24 protein-coding genes and 1 pseudogene are annotated in these 22370 nt (G+C 53.0%); 17 read left to right on the top strand and 8 right to left on the bottom strand.

Going from position 1 to position 22370, the window contains the following annotated elements; all coding sequences use genetic code 11:
* Nucleotides 1–134 precede the first annotated feature (134 nt).
* The 10 genes from rsfS to lipA all read left to right on the top strand — a co-directional run bounded on the left by rsfS (nt 135) and on the right by lipA (nt 9973).
* A complete protein-coding gene (gene rsfS, locus QMN93_RS05745) occupies nt 135–452 on the top strand; it encodes a ribosome silencing factor (RefSeq protein ID WP_023334893.1) in 318 nt (105 codons plus the stop codon).
* 3 nt (nt 453–455) lie between these two features.
* On the top strand, nt 456–923 hold the full coding sequence (rlmH, locus tag QMN93_RS05740; protein ID WP_023310748.1) for a 23S rRNA (pseudouridine(1915)-N(3))-methyltransferase RlmH: 468 nt from the start codon (nt 456–458) through the stop codon (nt 921–923).
* 28 nt (nt 924–951) lie between these two features.
* Nucleotides 952–2853, top strand: a complete 1902-nt coding sequence (mrdA, locus tag QMN93_RS05735; RefSeq protein WP_193138910.1) for a peptidoglycan DD-transpeptidase MrdA — start codon at nt 952–954, stop codon at nt 2851–2853.
* A 2-nt stretch (nt 2854–2855) separates the two neighbouring features.
* On the top strand, nt 2856–3968 hold the full coding sequence (gene mrdB, locus QMN93_RS05730; RefSeq protein WP_023310746.1) for a peptidoglycan glycosyltransferase MrdB: 1113 nt from the start codon (nt 2856–2858) through the stop codon (nt 3966–3968).
* A 16-nt stretch (nt 3969–3984) separates the two neighbouring features.
* Entirely contained in the window at nt 3985–5097 is a 1113-nt protein-coding gene (gene rlpA / locus QMN93_RS05725) for an endolytic peptidoglycan transglycosylase RlpA (RefSeq protein WP_069303815.1), read from the top strand.
* A gap of 139 nt (nt 5098–5236) precedes the next feature.
* Nucleotides 5237–6448: a D-alanyl-D-alanine carboxypeptidase DacA gene (gene dacA, locus QMN93_RS05720; RefSeq protein ID WP_032638844.1), complete on the top strand. Its 1212-nt coding sequence runs from the start codon at nt 5237–5239 to the stop codon at nt 6446–6448.
* Nucleotides 6449–6554: 106 nt separating this feature from the next.
* Nucleotides 6555–6818: a DUF493 family protein YbeD gene (ybeD, locus tag QMN93_RS05715; protein WP_006177135.1), complete on the top strand. Its 264-nt coding sequence runs from the start codon at nt 6555–6557 to the stop codon at nt 6816–6818.
* A gap of 95 nt (nt 6819–6913) precedes the next feature.
* Nucleotides 6914–7555, top strand: coding sequence for a lipoyl(octanoyl) transferase LipB (lipB, locus tag QMN93_RS05710; RefSeq protein WP_033144925.1), 642 nt, complete (start codon nt 6914–6916; stop codon nt 7553–7555).
* A gap of 291 nt (nt 7556–7846) precedes the next feature.
* Entirely contained in the window at nt 7847–8800 is a 954-nt protein-coding gene (locus QMN93_RS05705; RefSeq protein ID WP_032665064.1) for a YbeF family transcriptional regulator, read from the top strand.
* Nucleotides 8801–9007: 207 nt separating this feature from the next.
* Nucleotides 9008–9973: a lipoyl synthase gene (gene lipA / locus QMN93_RS05700; RefSeq protein WP_013097595.1), complete on the top strand. Its 966-nt coding sequence runs from the start codon at nt 9008–9010 to the stop codon at nt 9971–9973.
* An 81-nt stretch (nt 9974–10054) separates the two neighbouring features.
* Here lipA and tatE read toward each other — a convergent pair whose 3' ends face one another.
* A complete protein-coding gene (gene tatE / locus QMN93_RS05695) occupies nt 10055–10258 on the bottom strand; it encodes a twin-arginine translocase subunit TatE (RefSeq protein ID WP_023310742.1) in 204 nt (67 codons plus the stop codon).
* Between the two features lie 125 nt (nt 10259–10383).
* A complete protein-coding gene (locus QMN93_RS05690) occupies nt 10384–11172 on the bottom strand; it encodes a deaminated glutathione amidase (RefSeq protein WP_182383177.1) in 789 nt (262 codons plus the stop codon).
* A gap of 67 nt (nt 11173–11239) precedes the next feature.
* Between QMN93_RS05690 and crcB the strand changes: the two genes are divergently transcribed.
* Entirely contained in the window at nt 11240–11623 is a 384-nt protein-coding gene (crcB, locus tag QMN93_RS05685; RefSeq protein ID WP_033144922.1) for a fluoride efflux transporter CrcB, read from the top strand.
* Nucleotides 11624–11842: 219 nt separating this feature from the next.
* Here the strand turns inward: crcB and cspE are convergent, their stop codons facing one another.
* Together cspE and pagP are read right to left on the bottom strand one after the other, a co-directional pair.
* Nucleotides 11843–12052, bottom strand: a complete 210-nt coding sequence (cspE, locus tag QMN93_RS05680; protein ID WP_002439184.1) for a transcription antiterminator/RNA stability regulator CspE — start codon at nt 12050–12052, stop codon at nt 11843–11845.
* A 190-nt stretch (nt 12053–12242) separates the two neighbouring features.
* Nucleotides 12243–12860, bottom strand: a complete 618-nt coding sequence (pagP, locus tag QMN93_RS05675; RefSeq protein ID WP_069303811.1) for a lipid IV(A) palmitoyltransferase PagP — start codon at nt 12858–12860, stop codon at nt 12243–12245.
* Between the two features lie 391 nt (nt 12861–13251).
* Between pagP and dcuC the strand changes: the two genes are divergently transcribed.
* Entirely contained in the window at nt 13252–14619 is a 1368-nt protein-coding gene (dcuC, locus tag QMN93_RS05670) for an anaerobic C4-dicarboxylate transporter DcuC (RefSeq protein ID WP_023310737.1), read from the top strand.
* Nucleotides 14620–14713: 94 nt separating this feature from the next.
* Nucleotides 14714–15523 (top strand): ribonuclease I, encoded by an 810-nt coding sequence (gene rna / locus QMN93_RS05665; RefSeq protein ID WP_182383176.1) that lies wholly within the window; start codon nt 14714–14716, stop codon nt 15521–15523.
* On the opposite strand, the gene QMN93_RS05660 is transcribed toward rna, so the two are convergent.
* Nucleotides 15517–16134 carry a flavin reductase family protein gene (locus tag QMN93_RS05660; RefSeq protein WP_023310735.1) on the bottom strand — a complete coding sequence of 206 codons (618 nt, stop codon included), beginning with the start codon at nt 16132–16134 and terminating at the stop codon, nt 15517–15519. The two genes, rna and QMN93_RS05660, sit on opposite strands and share 7 nt — an antisense overlap.
* A gap of 267 nt (nt 16135–16401) precedes the next feature.
* Here QMN93_RS05660 and rnk point away from each other — a divergent pair, with 267 nt between their 5' ends.
* Nucleotides 16402–16812 carry a nucleoside diphosphate kinase regulator gene (gene rnk, locus QMN93_RS05655; RefSeq protein ID WP_023310734.1) on the top strand — a complete coding sequence of 137 codons (411 nt, stop codon included), beginning with the start codon at nt 16402–16404 and terminating at the stop codon, nt 16810–16812.
* Nucleotides 16813–16951: 139 nt separating this feature from the next.
* Nucleotides 16952–17041, top strand: a complete 90-nt coding sequence (gene yldA / locus QMN93_RS05650; protein WP_272481390.1) for a small membrane protein YldA — start codon at nt 16952–16954, stop codon at nt 17039–17041.
* 8 nt (nt 17042–17049) lie between these two features.
* On the opposite strand, the gene QMN93_RS05645 is transcribed toward yldA, so the two are convergent.
* Entirely contained in the window at nt 17050–18288 is a 1239-nt protein-coding gene (locus QMN93_RS05645) for a zinc-dependent alcohol dehydrogenase (protein ID WP_032661072.1), read from the bottom strand.
* A 180-nt stretch (nt 18289–18468) separates the two neighbouring features.
* Between QMN93_RS05645 and uspG the strand changes: the two genes are divergently transcribed.
* Nucleotides 18469–18897 (top strand): universal stress protein UspG, encoded by a 429-nt coding sequence (gene uspG / locus QMN93_RS05640; protein WP_023310731.1) that lies wholly within the window; start codon nt 18469–18471, stop codon nt 18895–18897.
* Between the two features lie 60 nt (nt 18898–18957).
* On the opposite strand, the gene ahpF is transcribed toward uspG, so the two are convergent.
* On the bottom strand, nt 18958–20523 hold the full coding sequence (ahpF, locus tag QMN93_RS05635; protein ID WP_182383175.1) for an alkyl hydroperoxide reductase subunit F: 1566 nt from the start codon (nt 20521–20523) through the stop codon (nt 18958–18960).
* A 127-nt stretch (nt 20524–20650) separates the two neighbouring features.
* The gene (ahpC, locus tag QMN93_RS05630) at nt 20651–21214 is read right to left on the bottom strand and encodes an alkyl hydroperoxide reductase subunit C (protein ID WP_008501015.1); all 564 of its coding nucleotides are present in this window, start codon (nt 21212–21214) and stop codon (nt 20651–20653) included.
* 623 nt (nt 21215–21837) lie between these two features.
* Between ahpC and QMN93_RS05625 the strand changes: the two are divergent.
* Nucleotides 21838–22296: pseudogene (locus tag QMN93_RS05625) on the top strand (LysR family transcriptional regulator); the annotation flags it as partial.
* Nucleotides 22297–22370: the final 74 nt, after the last annotated feature.

Below are 22370 nucleotides of genomic sequence, written 5' to 3'. Positions count from 1 at the left end.
AGGCGGAGGGTGGGATGATACCCGCCTTCAAAAGCCCGGCCGGAGACATTTGTCCCGACGCAGGCGTGAGTTCAGGTATACTGTCTGGCTACGAATTCAAAGTTTTACAATCTCATTCACCCCAGGGGGAAAACTTGCAGGGTAAAGCACTCCAGGATTTTGTTATTGACAAAATTGATGACCTGAAAGGTCAGGACATCATCGCTATCGACGTTAAGGGTAAATCCAGTATTACCGACTGCATGATCATCTGCACCGGTACATCGACGCGTCATGTTGTTTCAATTGCCGATCACGTGGTTCAGGAATCGCGTGCAGCAGGGCTGTTGCCGCTGGGCGTTGAAGGTGAAGCGACGGCTGACTGGGTGGTAGTCGACCTCGGCGATGTGATTGTCCACGTCATGCAGGACGAGAGCCGTCGCCTGTATGAGCTGGAAAAACTCTGGGGTTAATGCGTGAAGTTACAGCTGGTCGCCGTCGGCACCAAAATGCCGGACTGGGTACAAACCGGTTTTACTGAATATCTGCGTCGTTTTCCAAAAGACATGCCGTTCGAGCTGGTGGAAATTCCCGCCGGGAAGCGCGGCAAGAACGCGGATATCAAACGTATTCTCGATAAAGAGGGCGAACTAATGCTGGCTGCCGCTGGCAAAAACCGCATCGTCACCCTCGATATTCCAGGTAAACCCTGGGATACGCCGCAGCTGGCGCAAGAACTGGAGCGCTGGAAGCAGGATGGCCGTGACGTCAGTCTGTTGATTGGCGGACCAGAAGGGTTATCCCCTGCCTGCAAAGCAGCGGCTGAACAAAGTTGGTCCCTCTCCGCGCTGACGCTTCCCCACCCGCTCGTTCGGGTACTGGTGGCAGAAAGCCTGTATCGCGCGTGGAGCATTACTACCAACCACCCCTATCACCGCGAGTAATGACTGACCAGGGTAGAATAAGCAGCGGATGAAACTACAGAATTCTTTTCGCGACTATACGGCTGAGTCCGCGCTGTTTGTGCGCCGGGCGCTGGTCGCCTTTACCGGGATTTTGCTGCTTACCGGCGTGCTGATCGCCAACCTCTATAATCTGCAAATTGTCCGCTTTACCGACTACCAGACGCGTTCAAACGAAAACCGCATTAAGCTGGTGCCTATCGCACCCAGCCGCGGCATTATTTACGATCGTAACGGCACCCCGCTGGCGTTGAACCGCACCATCTATCAAATCGAGATGATGCCGGAAAAAGTCGATAATGTTCAGGATACGCTGGAAGCGCTGAAAAGCGTTGTCGACCTTAACGATGACGATATCGCGGCGTTTAAAAAAGAGCGCGCCCGCTCTCACCGCTTCACCTCGATTCCGGTTAAAACCAATCTTACGGAAGTCCAGGTGGCCCGCTTTGCGGTGAATCAGTACCGTTTCCCCGGCGTGGAAGTGAAGGGATATAAGCGTCGCTACTATCCCTACGGCTCCGCGCTGACGCATGTGATTGGCTACGTTTCCAAGATTAATGACAAAGACGTCGACCGCCTTGATAAAGACGGCAAGCTGGCCAACTACGCTGCTACGCACGATATCGGTAAGCTGGGGATCGAACGTTACTACGAAGAGGTTCTGCACGGGCAAACCGGCTATGAAGAGGTTGAGGTTAACAACCGTGGACGCGTGATCCGCCAGCTGAAAGAAGTGCCGCCTCAGGCGGGGCATGACGTCTATCTGACGCTCGACCTCAAGCTTCAGCAGTATATCGAAACCCTGCTGGCGGGCAGCCGTGCAGCCGTTGTGGTCACCGATCCTCGTACCGGCGGCATCCTGGCAATGGTCTCCATGCCTAGCTATGACCCGAACCTCTTCGTTGACGGTATTTCCAGCAAAGACTATTCCGGTCTGCTGAATGACCCGAACACGCCGCTGGTGAACCGCGCGACGCAAGGGGTTTACCCGCCAGCATCAACGGTTAAACCGTACGTGGCGGTCTCTGCGCTGAGTGCCGGCGTCATCAACCGTAATACCAGCCTGTTTGACCCGGGCTGGTGGCAGCTGCCGGGTTCAGATAAGCGCTATCGTGACTGGAAAAAATGGGGCCACGGTCATCTCAACGTCACCAAATCGCTGGAAGAATCTGCGGATACCTTCTTCTATCAGGTGGCGTATGACATGGGTATCGACCGCCTGTCAGAGTGGATGAGCAAATTCGGCTACGGGCATTACACCGGCGTGGACCTTTCAGAAGAACGTTCTGGCAACATGCCAACGCGTGAATGGAAGCTGAAGCGCTTTAAAAAACCGTGGTATCAGGGTGACACCATTCCGGTAGGTATCGGTCAGGGCTACTGGACGGCAACGCCGCTTCAGATGAACAAGGCCATGATGATCCTCATCAATGACGGCGTGGTAAAAGTGCCGCATCTGCTACAGAGTACGGTTGAAGACGGCAAAAAAGTGCCGTGGAACCAGCCGCACGAGGCCCCGGTGGGTGACATCCATTCCGGCTTCTGGGAAATTGCGAAAGACGGTATGTACGGCGTGGCAAACCGCCCGAACGGTACCGCGCATAAGTACTTCGCCGGTACGCCGTACAAAGTGGCCGCGAAATCCGGTACTGCGCAGGTATTTGGTCTGAAAGCCAACGAAACCTATAACGCGCACCGCATTGCTGAACGTCTTCGTGACCATAAGCTGATGACGGCGTTTGCCCCTTATGATAACCCGCAGGTCGCGGTGGCGATGATTCTGGAGAACGGCGGTGCCGGGCCAGCAGTAGGTACCATCATGCGCCAGATCCTTGACCACATTATGCTGGGTGATAACAACACCGAACTGCCGGCTGAAAACCCGGCCGCCGCTGCGGCGGAGGACCAATAATCATGACGGATAATCCAAATAAAAAATCGCTGTGGGATAAAATCCACATCGACCCAGCCATGCTGCTGATCCTGCTGGCTCTGCTGGTGTACAGCGCCCTGGTTATCTGGAGCGCCAGCGGCCAGGACATCGGCATGATGGAGCGCAAAATCGGCCAGATCGCCATGGGTCTGATCATCATGGTGGTGATGGCGCAAATCCCGCCGCGCGTCTACGAAGGCTGGGCGCCCTACCTCTACATCTTCTGTATTATTTTGCTGGTTGCGGTAGATGCGTTTGGCGCCATTTCAAAAGGGGCACAGCGCTGGCTGGATCTGGGCGTTGTCCGCTTCCAGCCCTCGGAAATTGCCAAAATCGCCGTTCCATTGATGGTGGCACGCTTTATCAACCGCGACGTCTGTCCGCCGTCGCTGAAAAACACGGCCATCGCGCTGGTGCTGATTTTCCTGCCGACGCTGCTGGTTGCGGCGCAGCCTGACCTTGGCACCTCAATTCTTATCGCCCTTTCCGGCCTGTTTGTCCTTTTCCTGTCGGGACTGAGCTGGCGCCTGATTGGTATCGCGGTGGTGCTGATTGCGGCGTTCATTCCTATCCTCTGGTTCTTCCTGATGCATGATTACCAGCGCCAGCGCGTCATGATGCTGCTCGATCCGGAAACCGATCCGCTGGGCGCAGGCTATCATATTATTCAGTCCAAGATTGCGATTGGCTCCGGCGGCCTGCGCGGTAAAGGCTGGCTGCATGGCACGCAGTCGCAGCTGGAATTTTTACCGGAACGCCACACCGACTTTATCTTCGCCGTACTGGCGGAAGAGCTGGGGCTGGTTGGCATCTTAATATTGCTGGCGCTGTACGTACTGCTGATCATGCGGGGATTGTGGATTGCAGCACGCGCGCAAACCACCTTTGGTCGCGTCATGGCCGGCGGGTTGATGCTGATTTTATTCGTTTATGTCTTCGTAAATATTGGTATGGTGAGTGGTATTCTGCCGGTGGTAGGCGTACCGCTGCCGCTGGTGAGTTACGGAGGCTCGGCACTGATCGTGTTGATGGCCGGGTTTGGTATCGTGATGTCGATCCATACCCACAGAAAAATGTTGTCAAAAAGCGTATAAAAATAAGGGGATCGGAATGCGTAAGCAGTGGCTGGGGATCTGCATCGCGGCAAGTTTACTTGCGGCCTGCACAAGTGATGATGGTCAGCAACAGGCAACCGTCGCGCCGCCGCAGCCTGCGGTGTGTAATGGCCCGATCGTTGAAATCAGCGGTGCCGATCCCGTTTATGAACCGCTGAATGCCAGTGCCAATCAGGATTACCAGCGCGACGGCAAAAGCTATAAAATTGTTCAGGATCCTTCCCGTTTCAGTCAGGCGGGCTTTGCCGCCATTTATGATGCCGAGCCGGGCAGTAACCTGACGGCTTCCGGGGAAGCGTTCGACCCAATGCAGCTGACGGCAGCACACCCGACGCTGCCGATCCCGAGCTACGCTCGTATCACCAACCTGGCGAATGGCCGTATGATCGTCGTGCGTATCAACGACCGTGGTCCTTACGGGAATGACCGGGTGATTTCCCTCTCGCGCGCGTCTGCCGATCGCCTGAACACCTCGAACAACACCAAAGTCCGTATTGATCCGATTATCGTCGCACAGGATGGTTCGCTCTCCGGGCCGGGTACCGCGTGTACGACGGTGGCAAAACAGACCTATGCCCTTCCTGACCGCCCAAATCTTGACGGCGGAATGGGAAGCGTCTCGTCTCCGGCAGAGCCTGCTCAGCCGGGGGGAGAAATACGCCCGATCAGCAATGACACGCTGCAAAGCGAGGATTCTACCGGTGCGCCGGTAAAGAGTAGCGGCTTTCTTGGCGCACCGACGACCTTAGCCTCGGGCGTGCTGGAAGGCAGTGAGCCAACTCCGGCCCCTGCGCCCGTTGCTGCGCCAGCGACCCAGCCGGCTCCCGTAACGGCGCCAGCGGCCACGCAAAGTGCGGCGGTGGCGGCTCCAGCAGCGGCCAGCGGCAGCTATGTGGTTCAGGTAGGCGCAGTGAGCGATCAGGCCCGGGCCAGGCAGTATCAACAGCGTCTGAGCCAGCAGTTTGGCGTACCGGGACGCGTTGAGCAGAACGGCGCGGTCTGGCGCATTCAGATGGGGCCGTTTGCCAGCAAATCGCAGGCCGCGTCCCTGCAGCAGCGTCTGCAGAATGAAGCTCAACTTCAGTCATTTATCGCTGTTGCGAAATAATTAACCGGCGGTATCCGAATTGTCAGTTAGTGTAAAACACATTCACAAACTCATGCTTAAAGTCGGATGCCTGCCTGAATAGCATTTGCTATAGTAAGGCACTTTTTTTAACTCCATCACGGATGTCGTAGTTCTGACCATGAAGACCACTTTTTCTGCTCGTTTTGTGCAGCGCATGGCGCTGACCACGGCCCTTTGCGCTGCTGCGCTCTCTGCAGCTCACGCCGATGACCTGAATATCAAGACCATGATCCCTGGCGTTCCGCAAATCGACGCGGAATCCTACATCCTGATCGATTACAACTCTGGCAAAGTGCTGGCAGAACAGAATGCCGATGCCCGCCGTGACCCGGCCAGTCTGACCAAAATGATGACCAGCTACGTTATCGGCCAGGCGATGAAGGCAGGTAAATTCAAAGAATCGGATCTGGTCACCATCGGTAACGATGCGTGGGCAACCGGGAACCCTGTTTTCAAAGGTTCCTCTCTGATGTTCCTGAAGCCGGGTATGCAGGTTCCTGTTTCCCAGCTGATTCGCGGTATCAACCTGCAGTCTGGTAACGATGCCTGCGTGGCGATGGCCGACTTCGCCGCCGGGAGCCAGGATGCCTTCGTGGGCCTGATGAACAGCTACGTTAACGCGCTGGGTCTGAAAAACAGCCATTTCCAGACCGTACACGGCCTGGACGCAGACGGTCAGTACAGCTCCGCACGTGACATGGCCCTGATTGGTCAGGCGCTGATCCGCGATGTACCTAATGAATACTCTATCTATAAAGAAAAAGAGTTCACCTTCAACGGTATTCGTCAGACCAACCGTAACGGCCTGCTGTGGGATAACAGCCTGAACGTTGACGGCATCAAAACTGGCCACACCGATAAAGCGGGCTACAACCTGGTGGCCTCTGCCACTGAAGGTCAGATGCGTCTGATCTCTGCCGTGATGGGCGGCCGTACCTTTAAAGGTCGTGAAACAGAAAGCAAGAAACTGCTGACCTGGGGCTTCCGCTTCTTCGAAACCGTGAACCCACTGAAAGCAGGGAAAGAGTTTGCGTCTGAACCCGTCTGGTTCGGCGACAACGACCGTGCTTCACTCGGCGTTGATAAAGATCTCTACCTGACCATTCCACGCGGTCGCATGAAGGATCTGAAAGCCAGCTACGTGCTGAACAGCACCGAGCTGCATGCCCCGCTGCAGAAAAACCAGGTTGTGGGTACGATCAACTTCCAGCTGGATGGAAAAACGATCGATCAGCGTCCGCTGGTTGTCCTGCAAGAAATTCCTGAAGGCAATTTCTTCGGCAAAATCATTGATTACATTAAATTGATGTTCCACCACTGGTTTGGTTAAAAATTGAACACTTGAAAGTGTGATTTTGATCCCCATATACTAAGTATCCTGATAACTCCCACCTGACGTGGGAGTTATTATTTTTTGACGTTACGCCGGAGCTGACATGAAAACCAAACTTAACGAACTGCTTGAATTCCCAACCTCATTTACCTACAAAGTAATGGGTCTGGCGAAACCTGAGCTGGTTGATCAGGTGGTTGAAGTGGTACAGCGCCATGCGCCGGGTGACTACTCTCCGTCAGTAAAACCAAGCAGCAAGGGCAACTACCACTCGGTTTCTATTACCATCACTGCGACACACATTGAGCAGGTGGAAACGCTGTACGAAGAGCTCGGCAATATCGAAATTGTTCGTATGGTGCTGTAGTCCCTTTGCGGTTACCCGGTTTGCCGGGTAACCCCTCTCCCCCGCTGTGATATACTCCCCCACACCTTTTGTCCCTCGTCTTCGGAGACGCAGTTTTGTATCAGGATAAAATTCTGGTCCGTCACCTCGGGCTGCAACCTTATGAGCCTGTCTCCCAGGCTATGCATGACTTCACCGATTCACGCGATGACAGCACCCCAGATGAGATCTGGCTGGTCGAACACCTGCCGGTATTTACGCAAGGCCAGGCGGGTAAAGCAGAGCATTTGTTAATGACGGGAGATATCCCGGTTATTCAGAGCGATCGCGGCGGTCAGGTCACTTATCATGGGCCCGGTCAGCAGGTGATGTACGTCCTGCTCAATCTGAAGCGCAGAAAGCTGGGCGTGCGTGAACTGGTTACCTTACTGGAACAAACTGTCGTCAACACGCTGGCGGAATATGGTATTGACGCGCATCCACGCGCCGATGCGCCGGGCGTCTACGTTGGGGAAATGAAGATCTGCTCACTGGGGCTGCGTATTCGTAAAGGTTGCTCATTCCATGGCCTGGCCTTGAATATTAATATGGACCTTGCGCCTTTCCAGCGCATTAACCCCTGCGGCTACGCCGGCATGGAAATGACGCAAATGCGTCAGTGGGTTGAAACCGCTACGCCAGAACATATTCGTCCCGTGCTTTTAAAGCAGATGTTAGCGCTACTTAACAATCCCCCATACGAATATATCCCTGCTTAATACATCATACAACATGGCTCGATAATTTGGCGGGCCACTGTTTATTTACAGCTTTTGCACTTTACAATAATCCACAGATTCTATATTTTCGAAGCGCCCGAATATTACCGTCACATATTATTTAGCCTCCAGCAAGCATGGCAAACACGGCATAAGTAAGGTGAGCAATTATCACACAACCGTTTGCCCTTGATAAACAAGTGAAACAAAACCAACACTTTACGAATCTCTACAAGCATAATAAATAAATTCAACTATCATTCATATTGTGAATGTATACGGAGTGAAAGCGTGGAGTATAATAATTTACCAGCCAAACGACTGAATGAACCCGGTGGCGAAGACAAGCCGCAAATTTTTCGGACTTTACGTAATATTGATCTCAATTTACTGACTATTTTTGAGGCGGTATATGTCCATAAGGGTATCGTTAACGCTGCGAAAATTCTTAATCTCACGCCATCAGCAATAAGCCAGTCAATCCAAAAGCTACGCGCTATATTTCCCGACCCGTTATTTATCCGTAAGGGCCAGGGGGTAACGCCGACGGCTTATGCCACGCATCTCCACGAGTACATCAGCCAGGGGCTAGAGTCGATTCTGGGCGCACTGGATTTAACCGGGAGCTATGATAAGCAGCGAACCATCACCATCGGCTGTTCCCCTTCTGTCGGGGTGCTGGTGATGCCGGCGATCTTCCAGGCCGTAAAAGAGCATGCTCCGCAGCTCCTGCTTCGCAATGTGCCTCTCAATGAACCTGACATTCAGCTTGCCCAGTTCCAGACGGACCTGATTATTGAAAGCGGCAGCTTCAGTGCCAGAGCGCTGGGGCAAAATGTGCTTTATGCGGATAACCTGGTACTGGTTTGCCGCCAGCAGCATCCTGCTCTTAGCGAGCCGTTAACCATCGAAAACCTGCGCAACTACGATCACTCGTCTTTCATGACCGAAGGGCAATCTAATCATGCACTTCGTCAGCGTATTGATGAAATTTTCCCGGAACGTCAGATCAGCTTCAGCAGTTACAATATGTTTACCACCGCATCCCTGATCGGCAGCAGCGATATGCTGTGCGTTATGCCATCACGCCTGTACAGCCTGCTACAAAAATGCTGGCCGCTGGAAAGCATCCCGCTCAGCCAGCTTAATGCGGAATCTATCGAGATTTCACTGCATTACAACAAGCTGAGTTTGCGCGATCCAGTCCTGGAAAACGTCATCCGCATCATCCGTCAGGCCTTCTGACAGGTTTAGCCAGCACAAGTCCCTGCAACCCGCAGGGCAAAAGGCACAAAACAACAACTATTTTACAAATTGGCGATCTGGCAGGCTGCTTTAACGACCGTTTCAATGATATACTGCCTGTCGTTCGTTCAAAAATAGTTGATAAATACAACATTCCCTTGAATTGAAACGCTTTCCTTCGATATTCGCAACTGGAACACGCACGCTATGAGTAAACCCATTGTGATGGAACGCGGTGTTAAATACCGCGATGCCGATAAAATGGCCCTTATCCCGGTTAAAAACGTGGCTACAGAGCGCGAGGCGCTGTTAAGAAAACCGGAATGGATGAAAATCAAACTTCCGGCCGACTCTTCGCGTATCCAGGGGATCAAAGCGGCGATGCGCAAGAATGGTCTTCACTCCGTGTGTGAAGAAGCCTCTTGTCCGAACCTTGCTGAATGTTTCAATCACGGTACCGCGACGTTTATGATTCTGGGTGCTATCTGTACCCGCCGCTGCCCGTTCTGCGATGTTGCTCATGGCCGTCCAGTCGCGCCTGATGCTAACGAACCCCAGAAACTGGCGCAGACCATCGCTGACATGGCGCTGCGTTATGTGGTTATCACATCCGTTGACCGTGACGACCTGCGTGATGGTGGTGCTCAGCACTTCGCCGACTGTATTACGGCCATTCGCGAGAAAAGCCCTAACATCAAAATCGAGACGCTGGTGCCTGACTTCCGCGGCCGTATGGACCGCGCGCTGGATATCCTGACCGCGACGCCGCCAGATGTGTTTAACCACAACCTGGAGAACGTGCCGCGTCTTTACCGTCAGGTCCGTCCGGGCGCTGACTATAACTGGTCCCTGAAACTGCTGGAGCGTTTCAAAGAAGCGCATCCGCATATTCCGACCAAGTCTGGTCTGATGGTGGGTCTGGGTGAAACCAATGATGAAATCATCGAGGTGATGCGCGATCTTCGCCGCCACGGTGTGACCATGCTTACCCTCGGACAGTATCTGCAGCCAAGCCGTCACCACCTGCCGGTACAGCGCTACGTGAGCCCGGACGAGTTCGATGAAATGAAAGCCGAAGCGATGGCGATGGGCTTCACCCACGCTGCCTGCGGCCCATTCGTTCGCTCCTCATACCATGCCGATATGCAGGCTAAAGGCGAAGAAGTTAAATAATGCTGTAATATTCATTTACAGTAATACAAAAAAACCGGCCTCATGAGCCGGTTTTTTTTCGCAAGCACTCAGGCGTTGCTGTCACTCTTTGTGAGAAAGCTTGTCTGCCGGGACGTCATCCTCGGCGCTTTTCTTCGCCGCTGCATCATCATCGTTCATCGCTTTCTTAAAGCCTTTGATGGCAGCCCCCAGGTCACCACCCAGCGTGCGTAACTTCTTGGTACCAAACAGCAGGACGACCAGTGCGGCAACCACCAGCAGTTTGGTAATACTAATCTCACCCATAGATACCTTCTTGACTTAAAACAGGCTGCATTCAGCGCCAAAACCTGACTGTATTAACGGTCATTTTGCGCGTGCACACAATAGCAATCTGTAACAAGGTGAATCAAGCATTGTTGAAAAAAACATCACAATAATTGCGGTGGCGCAAACCGACGATTGCGAAGAACGGGTAATTGCTGACGCGCAAGCGCAATTCTCTCTAAGTTTATCTCCGCCACCAGCACATGCGGGGCTTCAGCGGCGGCGGCGATCGTCACCCCCAGCGGATCAACCACCCTGCTTTGCCCGATGTTTTTCGTGCCACATTCCCCTGCGGCAACGACATAGCAGGTTGTATCCAGCGCGCGTGCCGCAAGCAGCGTTGCCCAGTGATGCTCTTTTAACGGCCCTTTGACCCACGCGGCAGGCAGTACCAGCACGTCAGCCCCCTGCAGCGCCAGATGGAGCGCCAGCTCGGGAAAACGCAGGTCATAGCAGGTCATCAGTCCGATCTTAAATCCGTCAATCTCCAGCAGCGGAGGGATATTGTCTCCGGGGTCAACGCGTCGCGACTCCTGGATGCTGAACGCATCATAGAGGTGAAGCTTGGCGTAATGTGCCACGATGGCCCCGTCACGAATCGCCACGAGTGTATTCACCGCGCGACCCGGCGTGGAAGGAACATGGATCGTTAAGATCGTCGTCATCGTATTGCCTGCGCTTTGGCCGAGTAATTGCTGTAAGAATTCGCCATCCAGCGGCTGCGCGGACTTCACGGATAAATCCGGGTCGTTATCATCTCTGGCCAGCAGCGCCTCAGGGAGAACCAACAGCGACGCGCCTTTCTGCCGGGCCTGCATCATCAGGTTGACGCATGTTCTCGCATTTTCACGCCAGTCAGGCGTGACCACAAATTGCCCTACCGCTACATACATATTTGTCCCCTCATCATAAACGGCGTTAAACTCGCTTCTCTTACACATCAAATAGCAGGTATTTAGCGTGTTACAACTACTTTTAGCCGTTTTTATTGGTGGGGGAACGGGTAGCGTTGCGCGATGGTTTCTGAGTATGCGGTTTAACCCCCTGCATCAGGCGATTCCTATGGGAACACTTGCCGCAAACCTGATTGGTGCCTTTATCATTGGTATGGGGCTGGCCTGGTTTAATCGAATGACGCACATCGACCCAATGTGGAAGGTATTGATTACCACCGGATTCTGCGGCGGTTTGACCACATTCTCAACCTTTTCTGCGGAGACGGTTTTTCTCTTTCAGGAAGGCCGTATCGGCTGGGCGCTGATGAATGTGGCGATCAATATGCTCGGCTCCTTTGCGATGACGGGGATCGCATTTTGGCTATTTTCTTCCGCAAGCGCGCATTAACAGCCGAACCGTTAATGTTGGCTTAATTTTTCTCTGTCACTCTGAATGTAATACTGAACGAGGGTGACAGAATGAAACAGAGTCTGATGAGCGCAGGAATGGTGTTGTTGAGCGTGCTGATCTTTGCCAGCTTCCTGAAAATGTATCTGCTTGGCTGATTCAAAACGAAAAAAACCCGCTCAGTGAGCGGGTTTTGAAATTCTTGCTGACGCGTCTGAATTACAGAGCGATTACGTTAGCAGCAGAAGGGCCTTTGGCACCGTTAGTGATTTCGAACTCTACACGCTGACCTTCAGCCAAAGTTTTGAAACCATTAGACTGGATTGCAGAGAAGTGTACGAACACGTCTTTGCTGCCATCTTCAGGAGTAATGAAACCGAATCCTTTGGACTCATTAAACCACTTAACGTTACCTTTAATCTTAGACATCAAAATTACCTTTACATTAAAAAACGACACAAATGCTGTGTCGGTTATCAGTACATCAATTGTGGGACCTTTTGTCCAGCGGATCTTTGATAAAAAGTGACTAAAGTCGCGTTAATTTTCACTGACAGATTTTTATCGCTTATGAATCAACGCCTGCGCGTTTTTTCACCAGCATGTAACGTTTTGTCAGTTAAAACTGAAAACGCATCCAGGCGAAGTAAACGTTACCGTTGTTGTACGTACCCGGGATGTAGGTCATCTGGAACGTTGCCGGGCCATAGCCAATAGAGGCCAAAGGCAGCAGCACCGGGATTGGAATGTATTTCCAGTTGTCACGTGCAGTAACCCCGGCGGTATAGCCCAAACCGACGTGGAAGTTCTCGTCCGCTAGCGGGCGCCAGGTTTTTTCCCAGCCATACCCACCAATCGGCTCCCATTTATTAAACGAGTCTTTGAAGGCCATCAGATAGATGCCATGCCAGTTTCCCTTTTCATCCCAGCGCGACTGGCCAAAACCCGCGCCCCACGGACGCTCGTTGTATTTATCGGTTTTCTCTTTGTCATAAGCAAAACGCGCATGCCACGTTATTGCCGGGACATAGAGATCATAATGTTCAGGTGCCGTCCATGTCTGGGAAACATTATCCGTAAAGGTTGAGAACCAGCCTTTATCCGTCGCGTTGCTTTCTGCCTGTGCAACAGAAGAAAACGTTAACTGCCCAAAAATAAACAACAAAATAGAGAAAAATGTATTACGTACAATCACAATGCAATTACCATTCTTAGTATTCGAGGCAAAGTTTACCATAAAGTAGTTGAATCAAAGCTTAACGACATCAGCGTTATTCCTAATTATTCGGGCTCTTTCCGGGAATATTCTTAAAGAAAGCGAGAGATACGTGCAAATAAGCCCACAAGGGGTGTGACTTTACCCATTTAATGTTCTGAATCAGTGACATGTAAAACCACACAAAACATTAACAATTTGTTATCATTATTAGGACATGTTGCGCTATTTCTGACGGTCAAGACCCTCATGACATAAATGTATGGGCCATGGCAAAAAGACGGTTGTTCTGTTCTTTAGTCGTCTGTTTATTGATTTTAATCAGCAAGAACAGGCCAATTATTCGGCACATTTTCATCCTTCTTTTTTTTGATTTTTTGTGCTCCATTGCAGCAGAGATACAGGGGAAATCATGCTTACGTTATTCGAACTCCTTATTGGAGTCGTCGTCATTGTCGGCGTCGCACGCTACATCATTAAAGGCTACTCGGCCACAGGCGTATTATTTGTCGGCGGTCTAACGCTGCTGATTATCAGCGCAATAATGGGGCACCAGGTGTTACCTGCCAGCGCGACCAGCACCGGTTACACGGCTACAGATATTGTTGAATACATTAAAATATTGCTCATGAGCCGCGGCGGCGATCTGGGCATGATGATCATGATGCTGTGCGGTTTTGCAGCCTACATGACCCATATTGGCGCCAACGACATGGTCGTTAAGCTTGCCTCTAAACCCCTGCAATACATCAACTCGCCGTATCTGCTAATGGTCGCCGCCTATTTCCTCGCCTGCCTGATGTCACTGGCCGTTTCGTCGGCTACCGGGCTTGGCGTACTGCTCATGGCGACGCTGTTCCCGGTCATGGTGAACGTCGGTATCAGCCGTGGCGCGGCCGCGGCAATTTGCGCGTCTCCGGCAGCGATTATTCTCTCCCCGACCTCCGGCGACGTTGTGCTGGCGGCAAAGGCAGCGGAGATGTCACTCATCGACTTCGCCTTTAAAACCACGTTACCGATCTCGATTGTTGCCATCGTGGGCATGGGGATCGCGCATTTCTTCTGGCAGCGCTATCTCGATAAGAAAGAAAACATCAGCCATGAAATGATGGACGTGAGTGAAATCACCACGACCGCTCCCGCGTTCTATGCCATTCTGCCGTTCACCCCGATCGTCGGAGTGCTGATTTTTGACGGAAAATGGGGTCCACAGCTGCACATCATCACCATTCTGGTTATCTGCATGCTGCTGGCCGCCGTGCTGGAGTTTGTGCGCGGTTTTAACACGCAAAAAGTCTTCTCGGGTCTGGAAGTTGCGTATCGCGGTATGGCGGATGCCTTCGCTGGCGTGGTTATCCTGCTGGTTGCAGCGGGCGTTTTTGCCCAGGGTCTGAGCACGATCGGCTTTATCCAGAGCCTGATTTCTATCGCCACCTCGTTCGGCTCGGCCAGTATTATCCTGATGCTGGTTCTGGTGGTGCTCACCATGCTGGCGGCAATGACCACCGGTTCCGGTAATGCACCTTTCTACGCTTTCGTTGAGATGATCCCGAAACTGGCTCACTCCTCCGGTATTAACCCGGCCTACCTTTCCATTCCCATGCTGCAGGCGTCAAACCTGGGCCGTACCATTTCGCCGGTGTCGGGTGTGGTCGTCGCCGTTGCCGGGATGGCGAAAATCTCGCCATTCGAAGTCGTCAAACGCACCTCAGTGCCCGTTATAGTTGGTCTGATTATCGTGATTATCGCCACGGAAGTGCTGGTACCCGGCGCAGCCTAAGCTAAATTAGGGATATCCAAAAAGCGCCTGCGGGCGCTTTTTGTGCTTTAATAACTTCCAGAAATTAATCGTGCTCATTCGATCAGGAAATCATATGTTCAGGAAGGATATCGTCATCCCGTCTGGCGCAATCGCGCTTGCTCTCTGTCTCTTCTCCGCACAGGCGGAACCGCTGAAGGCAACACAGTATGGCGATTTCGATCGCTATGTGCTGGCTCTGTCCTGGCAAACCGGGTTTTGCCAGAGCATGGTCGAGCGCAACCGCAATGAACCTGACGAATGTCGCCTGCAAAAAGAGCGCGATAATAAAGCCGATTTTCTGACCGTCCACGGGCTATGGCCCGGCCTGCCAAAATCCATTGCCGCTCGCGGCGTGGATGAACGTCGGTGGATGCGTTTTGGCTGCGCCACGCGTCCCATTCCGAACATGCCGGAAGTCAAGGCCAGCCGCAAATGCGATGCCGCCGAAACCGGACTGTCGCTTTCCGCAGCCGCAAAGCTCAACGACGTCATGCCGGGTGCGGGCGGTAATTCCTGCCTGGAACGTTACGAATACGCCAAACATGGCGTCTGCTTTGGTTTCGATCCGGATGCCTATTTCGGCACGATGGTGCGGATGAATCAGGAAGTTAAAAACAGCGCGGTCGGTAAATTCCTCGCCGATAATTACGGGAAAACCGTCAATCGCAGCGACTTTGACAGTGCCGTTGCCAAAAGCTGGGGAAAAGAAAACATCAAAGCGATCAAGCTGACCTGCAACGGCAATCCGGCGTATCTGACCGAGATGCAGGTTTCGCTGAAGGCGGACACCATTAACAACCCGCTTTCTGCGGCGTCATTTGCCCCGCAGCCACATCCGGGTAACTGCGGAAAACAGTTCGTGATTGATAAAGCCGGCTACTGATCCGCGCCCGGGCGCACCATATCAAACCGGTTTTCATCACTGATGCCATAATACGCCGTCGGCCCTCCCGCACGCAGGATGGGCTGCGCTTTCGCCGTCTGGTAAATCCCCTCTTCCAGCAGCGTTTCGGCAATATGGATACCGACCACCTCCCCCAGCACCAGCCAGGTATCGACCGGTGTGCCGTCAGCACCGGTAAGCTGAATGCACTGCGACAGGCGGCACTCAAAGTTCACCGGGCTTTCTGCGACGCGGGGCGCGTTAACCAGCTGGCTCGCCGCTGGCGTAAGTCCGGCAAAGCTGAATTCATCCCGATCGTGCGGAAGCATCGCAGAGGTTTGGTTCATCGCTTGCGCGAGATCGCGCGTCGCAAGGTTCCAGACAAATTCCTTTGTTTCGGTAATATTACGCACGCTGTCCTTCCAGCCGTTGCTGGAAAAGCCGATGATCGGCGGGCGATAGTTAAAGCAGTTAAAGAAGCTATACGGTGCGAGGTTGAGCTGACCGGCCTTGTCGCATGAGGAGATCCAGCCGATCGGACGTGGACCAATAATGGCGTTCAGCGGATCGTGCGGCAGGCCGTGCCCCTGAGACGGTTGGTAGAAGTACATAGTTCTCTCTCGTTGGTGGGCTGACGCGAATAGCGCTTCGCGCAAAGCCCGGGTTCAGGACACTCAGCGTAACGTATTCCGCCCGGAATGAAGACTGAATAAATTTCAGCGAAAATTCATATGGACCATGAATGTGACCTTCATCACTTCAAACTTGCGCGCTCAGCCAGTATCATCGGGAGAGTTAAACCCTCGCTGCCAGACGGCGAGGGTTTTCTTTTGGATTGGTTTCTGCGTTACGCGCAGCATTAACGACATGGAGTAAAAATGTCCAGACCTACAATTATCATCAACGAGCTCGACGCAGAACGTATCGACAGGCTGCTGGAAAAAGCGGAGTTTGCCTCACTTCCCGTGGCCGACGCCCTGAATGAGGAGCTCGACCGGGCGCAGATGTGCACGCCTGAGACGATGCCGCATGACGTGGTCACCATGAACAGCCAGGTAAAATTCCGCAACCTGACCACCGGTGAAGAGCTGACCCGCACGCTGGTTTACCCGGCTCAGATGACCGACAGCAGCGCACAGCTTTCTGTTCTTGCGCCTGTGGGTGCCGCACTGCTGGGCCTGCGCACGGGCGATACCATCCACTGGGAATTGCCGGGCGGCGCCTCTGCACATCTTGAAGTGCTGGCGTTGCTCTACCAGCCAGAAGCCGCGGGCGATTACCTGCGTTAACCACTTCTGAACAAGCGCCCACCCGCTTTGCACAGAGGATGCAGCCGCATCCTCTTTCCGTAAATTCACCCCATTTTCTTATATCGCGCAAAAAGCCCTTAATCCACGCTTAATCTGTTTTGGTGCCGTGGGGACGGTCATGAGTGAGATACTGGTTATCACACTTATTTTTCTGATTATTGCGGCGATTATCGTCATGGCCGTGCTTTATCTTGAACGCCACAGCTAGGCGAGCACTTATGCAACCCCACCCGGGAAAGCGTTCACCAGGCCCTTAACTTTTTGCTCTGCGGCCTCGGGCGTTTCTGCGCCAGGGACCAGAATCACCTTCCGGCACTCCTCCTCCCGTTTTTCGAATACCTTATAGGCGCGTTCCGCATCGGCAAGGGGAAGATAATGGGTCACGATCTCTTCCGGGGTAAGCAGCCCTTTTTCGATCAGCGGCAGCAGCTCACCCAGCCAGGCATGGACGTGCGTCTGGCCCATCTTAAACGTCAGACCCTTATCAAAGGCATCGCCAAACAGGAAGCCATGAATAAACCCGGCGTACACGCCGGGTACGCTAACCACGCCACCGCGTCGAACGGCAGCAATGCACTGCCGCAGCGCTTTGCCGCTGCTGCCTTCAATTTTAAGATTGCTGAGGATCGTTTCCGTGGTGCTGCCTTTCGCTTCGAACCCAACCGCATCAATCACGGCATCAACGCCGCGCTGGCCAGCGGTCTGCTCGATGATTTTTTCCGCTGCGTCGTTATCATCATCAAAGTTGATGGGGATTGCGCCGTAACGCGCCTCGGCAAATCGCAAACGGTACGGGTGGTGATCGATAACAAAGATCTGCTCAGCGCCTAGCAACCGCGCGCAGGCAATAGTCAGGAGCCCCACCGGCCCGGCGCCGAAAACCGCAACGCTTGAGCCTTTTTCAATCTGCGCATTTTTTGCCGCCTGCCAGGCCGTGGGCAAAATATCTGACAAGAACAGCGCCTTATCATCGGAGAGGAGTTGCGGGACCTTAAACGGCCCGACGTTGCCTTTTGGCACGCGGACATATTCCGCCTGTCCCCCCGGCACGCCGCCGTAGAGATGGCTGTAGCCAAACAGCGCGGCCGGCGCGGGGATTTGCTTTTTGTTCAGCGCGGCGCCCTGCCCGGCATTGGTATTCTCACAGGCCGCGTATTGCTGCAACCGACAGAAGAAACAGTCCCCACAGGCAATGACAAAGGGGATCACCACGCGATCGCCTTTTTGCAAATTTTTCACCTCTGCGCCGCACTCGACGATTTCCCCCATAAACTCATGGCCAAAAATGTCGCCGTGCTGCACCTTCGGGATCTTTCCGCGATAGAGATGCAAATCGGAGCCGCAGATAGCCGTGGCCGTGACGCGCAGAATGATATCGTCGGGCTGTTCGATAATGGGATCGGGGACATTCTCGACGCGAACATGGTGCGGACCGTGATACGTAAGTGCTTTCATGCGACCTCCGAAAGGTTCCAGGTAAGTGTATAAGGGTAGCTACCCCTGAAGGTCTGCCCCGGAATACGGGCCTTTTGAGATTTATCCTGGCAACTTAAGAAAACTGACGGGGCGCTTACAGAAACCATATCTATTTTATGGTTGAATGAGTTCAGCGTTTATAAACAAGGAGAAACGGGTATGTATCAGAGAATCATTATGCCGGTAGATGTTTTTGAGATGGAGCTGAGCGACAAGGCCGTACGCCATGCGGAGTTCCTGGCGCAGCAGGACGGTGTTATCCATCTTTTACACGTACTGCCGGGTTCCGCCAGCCTGAGCCTGCACCGCTTTGCCGCCGACGTGCGTCGCTTCGAGGAGCATTTGCAGCATGAAGCGGAAACTCGCCTGCAAACCATGGTCAGCCACTTCAGCATCGACCCTTCGCGCATCAAAACGCACGTCAGATTCGGCAGCGTTCGCGATGCGGTAAACGAACTGGCGAACGAGCTGAAAGCAGACGTGGTGGTCATCGGTTCGCGCAACCCTTCCATTACCACGCATCTGCTGGGCTCTAACGCCTCCAGCGTGATCCGCCACACCCACATACCGGTGATGGTCGTAAGATAAAAAAAGAGGCCACCTTTCGGTGGCCTCTCGCTATTGCAGGTGTAGCCTTACTTTCTTCTGTTATGCGGTTTTGGTGCGAATCAGGTAGTCAAAGGAACTCAGAGACGCCTTCGCCCCTTCGCCCGTGGCGATAATGATCTGTTTGTACGGCACGGTGGTGCAGTCGCCCGCCGCAAACACGCCTTTCACGCTGGTTTCACATTTCGCATCGATGATGATTTCGCCCATGCGGTTGCGCTCAATCGCGCCTTCCAGCCAGGTGGTATTTGGCAGCAGACCAATCTGCACGAAGATCCCTGACAGCTGAACGCTGTGCACGTCGCCGCTCACGCGGTCGCGGTATTCCAGGCCGGTCACTTTGCTGCCGTCGCCCTTCACTTCCGTGGTCTGCGCGTTCAGTACGATGTCGACGTTTTTCAGGCTGCGAACTTTATCCTGCAGAACCTGGTCGGCCTTCATCTCTGGAGCGAACTCCAGAAGGGTAACGTGCTCAACAATCCCCGCCAGGTCGATAGCCGCTTCCACGCCGGAGTTACCGCCGCCGATCACCGCCACGCGTTTACCTTTAAACAGCGGGCCGTCGCAGTGCGGACAGTAGGTCACGCCTTTGGTACGGTACTGATCTTCGCCCGGAACGTTCATGTTGCGCCATTTCGCGCCGGTGGCAATGATAATGCTGCGCGCTTTCAGCACCGCGCCGGACGCGGTTTCAATCTGGTGTAAACCACCCTCGACCGCTGCCGGAACCAGCTTGCTGGCGCTCTGGCTGTCAATCACGTCCACGTCGTAGTCGCTGACGTGCGCCTTCAGCGCCCCGGCCAGCTTCTGGCCTTCGGTCTTCGGCACGGAAATGTAGTTTTCGATGTCCACGGTATCGAGCACCTGGCCGCCAAAGCGTTCACCCATCAGGCCGGTACGAATACCTTTACGCGCGGAGTACACCGCTGCCGCCGCGCCCGCAGGGCCGGAACCGACGATAAGCACGTCGTAAGCATCGCGTTTGTTCAGCTCTTCCGCCGCACGTTTTTCAGCACCGGTATCCACTTTGGCAACGATCTCAGTCAGCGTCATGCGGCCCTGGCCGAACTCTTTGCCGTTCATATAGACCGCCGGAACGCCCATCACGTTGCGATCGGTGATTTCATTCTGGAAGGTACCGCCGTCAATCGCCGTGTGCTTGATGCGCGGGTTCAGAACCGACATCAGGTTCAGCGCCTGCACCACGTCCGGGCAGTTGTGGCAGGAGAGCGAGTAATAGGTTTCAAATTCGAAATCACCGTCGATATCGCGGATCTGCTCCAGCAGCGCCTGCGCTTCTTTTGACGGATGACCACCGGTCCACAGCAGCGCCAGCACCAGTGAGGTAAATTCGTGACCCAGCGGCGAGCCGGCAAAGCGCGGTCCCTGGTCGGATCCTGGGTTGGTAATCAGGAAAGAGGGCTTACGGACCGGCAGCGCGTTGTCTTCTTTGAAGGTCACTTTCGGCGACAGCTCGGCGATCTCCGCCAGCAGTTCCTTGATCTCTGCCGATTTGGCGCTGTCGTCCAGCGTGGCAATCAGCTCAACGGGTTTGGTCAGTTTCTCAAGGTAGGCCCTGAGCTGGGTTTTCATGTTAGTGTCGAGCATTGTTCTTCCCTCTCTTAAGACGTCATCATGCAAGCTGCCTTGTACGGGCGGCCTGAATGCAACTTGCATCATGGTGCTGGAATGAAATGGGCGCGGGTGCGCCCATTGATTGCCGAATGGGCAAAACTTAGATTTTACCAACCAGATCTAAGGATGGAGCCAGCGTCGCTTCGCCTTCTTTCCATTTCGCCGGGCACACTTCGCCTGGGTGAGAAGCCACGTACTGAGCGGCTTTCACTTTACGCAGCAGGTCAGAAGCATCACGGCCGATACCTTCAGCGGTAACTTCGATAGCCTGGATAATGCCCTGCGGGTCAACAACGAAGGTGGCGCGGTCAGCCAGGCCTTCATCTTCACGCATATTGTCGAAGTTACGGGTCAGGGCGCCAGTCGGGTCGCCGATCATCGCGTATTTGATTTTCGCGATGGTTTCGGAGCTGCTGTGCCATGCTTTGTGGGTGAAGTGGGTATCGGTAGAGACGGAGTAAACGTCTACGCCCAGCTTCTGCAGTTCATCGTAATGGTCTGCAACGTCACCCAGTTCAGTCGGGCAAACGAAGGTAAAGTCAGCCGGATAGAAGAAGAAGACGCTCCAGCGGCCTTCGGTATCTTTCTCGGTAACTTCGATGAACTCACCGTTTTTGAACGCCTGGTTTTTGAAAGGTTTAATTTTGGTGTTAATCAAAGACATCTGTACTTCCTCCGTGTTTTCGTTGAGATGTAAGATAACCAACTTTATTCATCGGGGCTAATGCGTATGCTTTATCAAATCAATCAGCCAAACCTTACAACGTCGACAAGACAACAAGGTGAACCTTTTACAGGAAAGCCTGAAAGTAAAAAGGCCGCCTCAACGGGCGGCCCTGATACCTGAATTCCCCGCAGGTACATTCAGTGCCAGCCGAAACTGGCGTTGCGTTGCGCTCTACAACCCTTTATATCAAGGCGGTAACAGCCGTTTGATTACAACACCCGCGCAGGGATTGAGCAATCCATAAGAGAGGCATTCCTGCCTATGGCTGTGATAGGTTGTGTCGAACATCATTCCGGTGCGTTATAAATTTATTTTTATTATAAAACTATCGCAATATATAAATGACAGTTGTCATTTAAAATCATTGCTCCCTTTCCTAAGATAAAATTGTCTTAATCGCTTTTGAAGTGCTATTTCAATAATCTGCCACCGTGATATATTAAGATGATTTTAATTTAAAACTAAGAGAGCTAACCTATAGAGTTATAAATGGTTAGCCTTAAACTATTGTTATCAGTTATATGATAACCACAGCAAACGCAGTACCCTCAGGACGAAACATGGCAAACCTGTATGACCTTAAAAAATTCGATCTTAATCTGTTAGTCATTTTCGAGTGCATTTATCAGCACCTTAGTATCAGTAAAGCCGCCGAGACGCTGTATATCACACCCTCAGCCGTGAGCCAGTCACTGCAGCGTCTGAGAGGACAACTCAACGATCCTCTGTTTATCCGTTCCGGTAAAGGGATCACGCCCACGACCGTCGGCGTCAATTTGCATCATCATCTGGAACAGAACCTGAACCAGCTGGAGCAGACTATCAATATCATGCACAGCAGCGGATTGAAGAAGAACTTTGTCATTTATTGCCCGCATTTTATGAGTACGAAAGCAACGCTTGACCCTATAAAACTGCTGATGGAAAACCATAACTATTCAATTGAATTACATGACGTTTTTCTTTCGTCTGATTCTGCAGAAGATCTCTTAGCCTACAGAAGAGCCGACCTGATATTTAATGAGATGGTCACTCCCTCCTTCCCGGTACTATGCTGAGGACAGGCTTTCATTCGGAGAACTATCATGGAAAA

It is taken from the genome of Enterobacter sp. R-1.6.2, from assembly GCF_035064085.1.
Taxonomy (GTDB): domain Bacteria; phylum Pseudomonadota; class Gammaproteobacteria; order Enterobacterales; family Enterobacteriaceae; genus Enterobacter; species Enterobacter asburiae_B.
This window is presented reverse-complemented; position numbering and strand designations above follow the sequence as displayed.

Excerpts from the sequence above, each read along its gene's own strand:
- mrdA (WP_193138910.1), top strand. The coding sequence starts at position 952 with ATGAAACTACAGAATTCTTTTCGCGACTATACGGCTGAGTCCGCGCTG.
- mrdB (WP_023310746.1), top strand. The coding sequence starts at position 2,856 with ATGACGGATAATCCAAATAAAAAATCGCTGTGGGATAAAATCCACATC.
- rlpA (WP_069303815.1), top strand. The coding sequence starts at position 3,985 with ATGCGTAAGCAGTGGCTGGGGATCTGCATCGCGGCAAGTTTACTTGCG.
- dacA (WP_032638844.1), top strand. The coding sequence starts at position 5,237 with ATGAAGACCACTTTTTCTGCTCGTTTTGTGCAGCGCATGGCGCTGACC.
- ybeD (WP_006177135.1), top strand. The coding sequence starts at position 6,555 with ATGAAAACCAAACTTAACGAACTGCTTGAATTCCCAACCTCATTTACC.
- lipA (WP_013097595.1), top strand. The coding sequence starts at position 9,008 with ATGAGTAAACCCATTGTGATGGAACGCGGTGTTAAATACCGCGATGCC.
- tatE (WP_023310742.1), bottom strand. The coding sequence starts at position 10,258 with ATGGGTGAGATTAGTATTACCAAACTGCTGGTGGTTGCCGCACTGGTC.
- QMN93_RS05690 (WP_182383177.1), bottom strand. The coding sequence starts at position 11,172 with ATGTATGTAGCGGTAGGGCAATTTGTGGTCACGCCTGACTGGCGTGAA.
- cspE (WP_002439184.1), bottom strand. The coding sequence starts at position 12,052 with ATGTCTAAGATTAAAGGTAACGTTAAGTGGTTTAATGAGTCCAAAGGA.
- pagP (WP_069303811.1), bottom strand. The coding sequence starts at position 12,860 with ATGGTAAACTTTGCCTCGAATACTAAGAATGGTAATTGCATTGTGATT.
- dcuC (WP_023310737.1), top strand. The coding sequence starts at position 13,252 with ATGCTTACGTTATTCGAACTCCTTATTGGAGTCGTCGTCATTGTCGGC.
- rna (WP_182383176.1), top strand. The coding sequence starts at position 14,714 with ATGTTCAGGAAGGATATCGTCATCCCGTCTGGCGCAATCGCGCTTGCT.
- QMN93_RS05660 (WP_023310735.1), bottom strand. The coding sequence starts at position 16,134 with ATGTACTTCTACCAACCGTCTCAGGGGCACGGCCTGCCGCACGATCCG.
- rnk (WP_023310734.1), top strand. The coding sequence starts at position 16,402 with ATGTCCAGACCTACAATTATCATCAACGAGCTCGACGCAGAACGTATC.
- yldA (WP_272481390.1), top strand. The coding sequence starts at position 16,952 with ATGAGTGAGATACTGGTTATCACACTTATTTTTCTGATTATTGCGGCG.
- QMN93_RS05645 (WP_032661072.1), bottom strand. The coding sequence starts at position 18,288 with ATGAAAGCACTTACGTATCACGGTCCGCACCATGTTCGCGTCGAGAAT.
- uspG (WP_023310731.1), top strand. The coding sequence starts at position 18,469 with ATGTATCAGAGAATCATTATGCCGGTAGATGTTTTTGAGATGGAGCTG.
- ahpF (WP_182383175.1), bottom strand. The coding sequence starts at position 20,523 with ATGCTCGACACTAACATGAAAACCCAGCTCAGGGCCTACCTTGAGAAA.
- ahpC (WP_008501015.1), bottom strand. The coding sequence starts at position 21,214 with ATGTCTTTGATTAACACCAAAATTAAACCTTTCAAAAACCAGGCGTTC.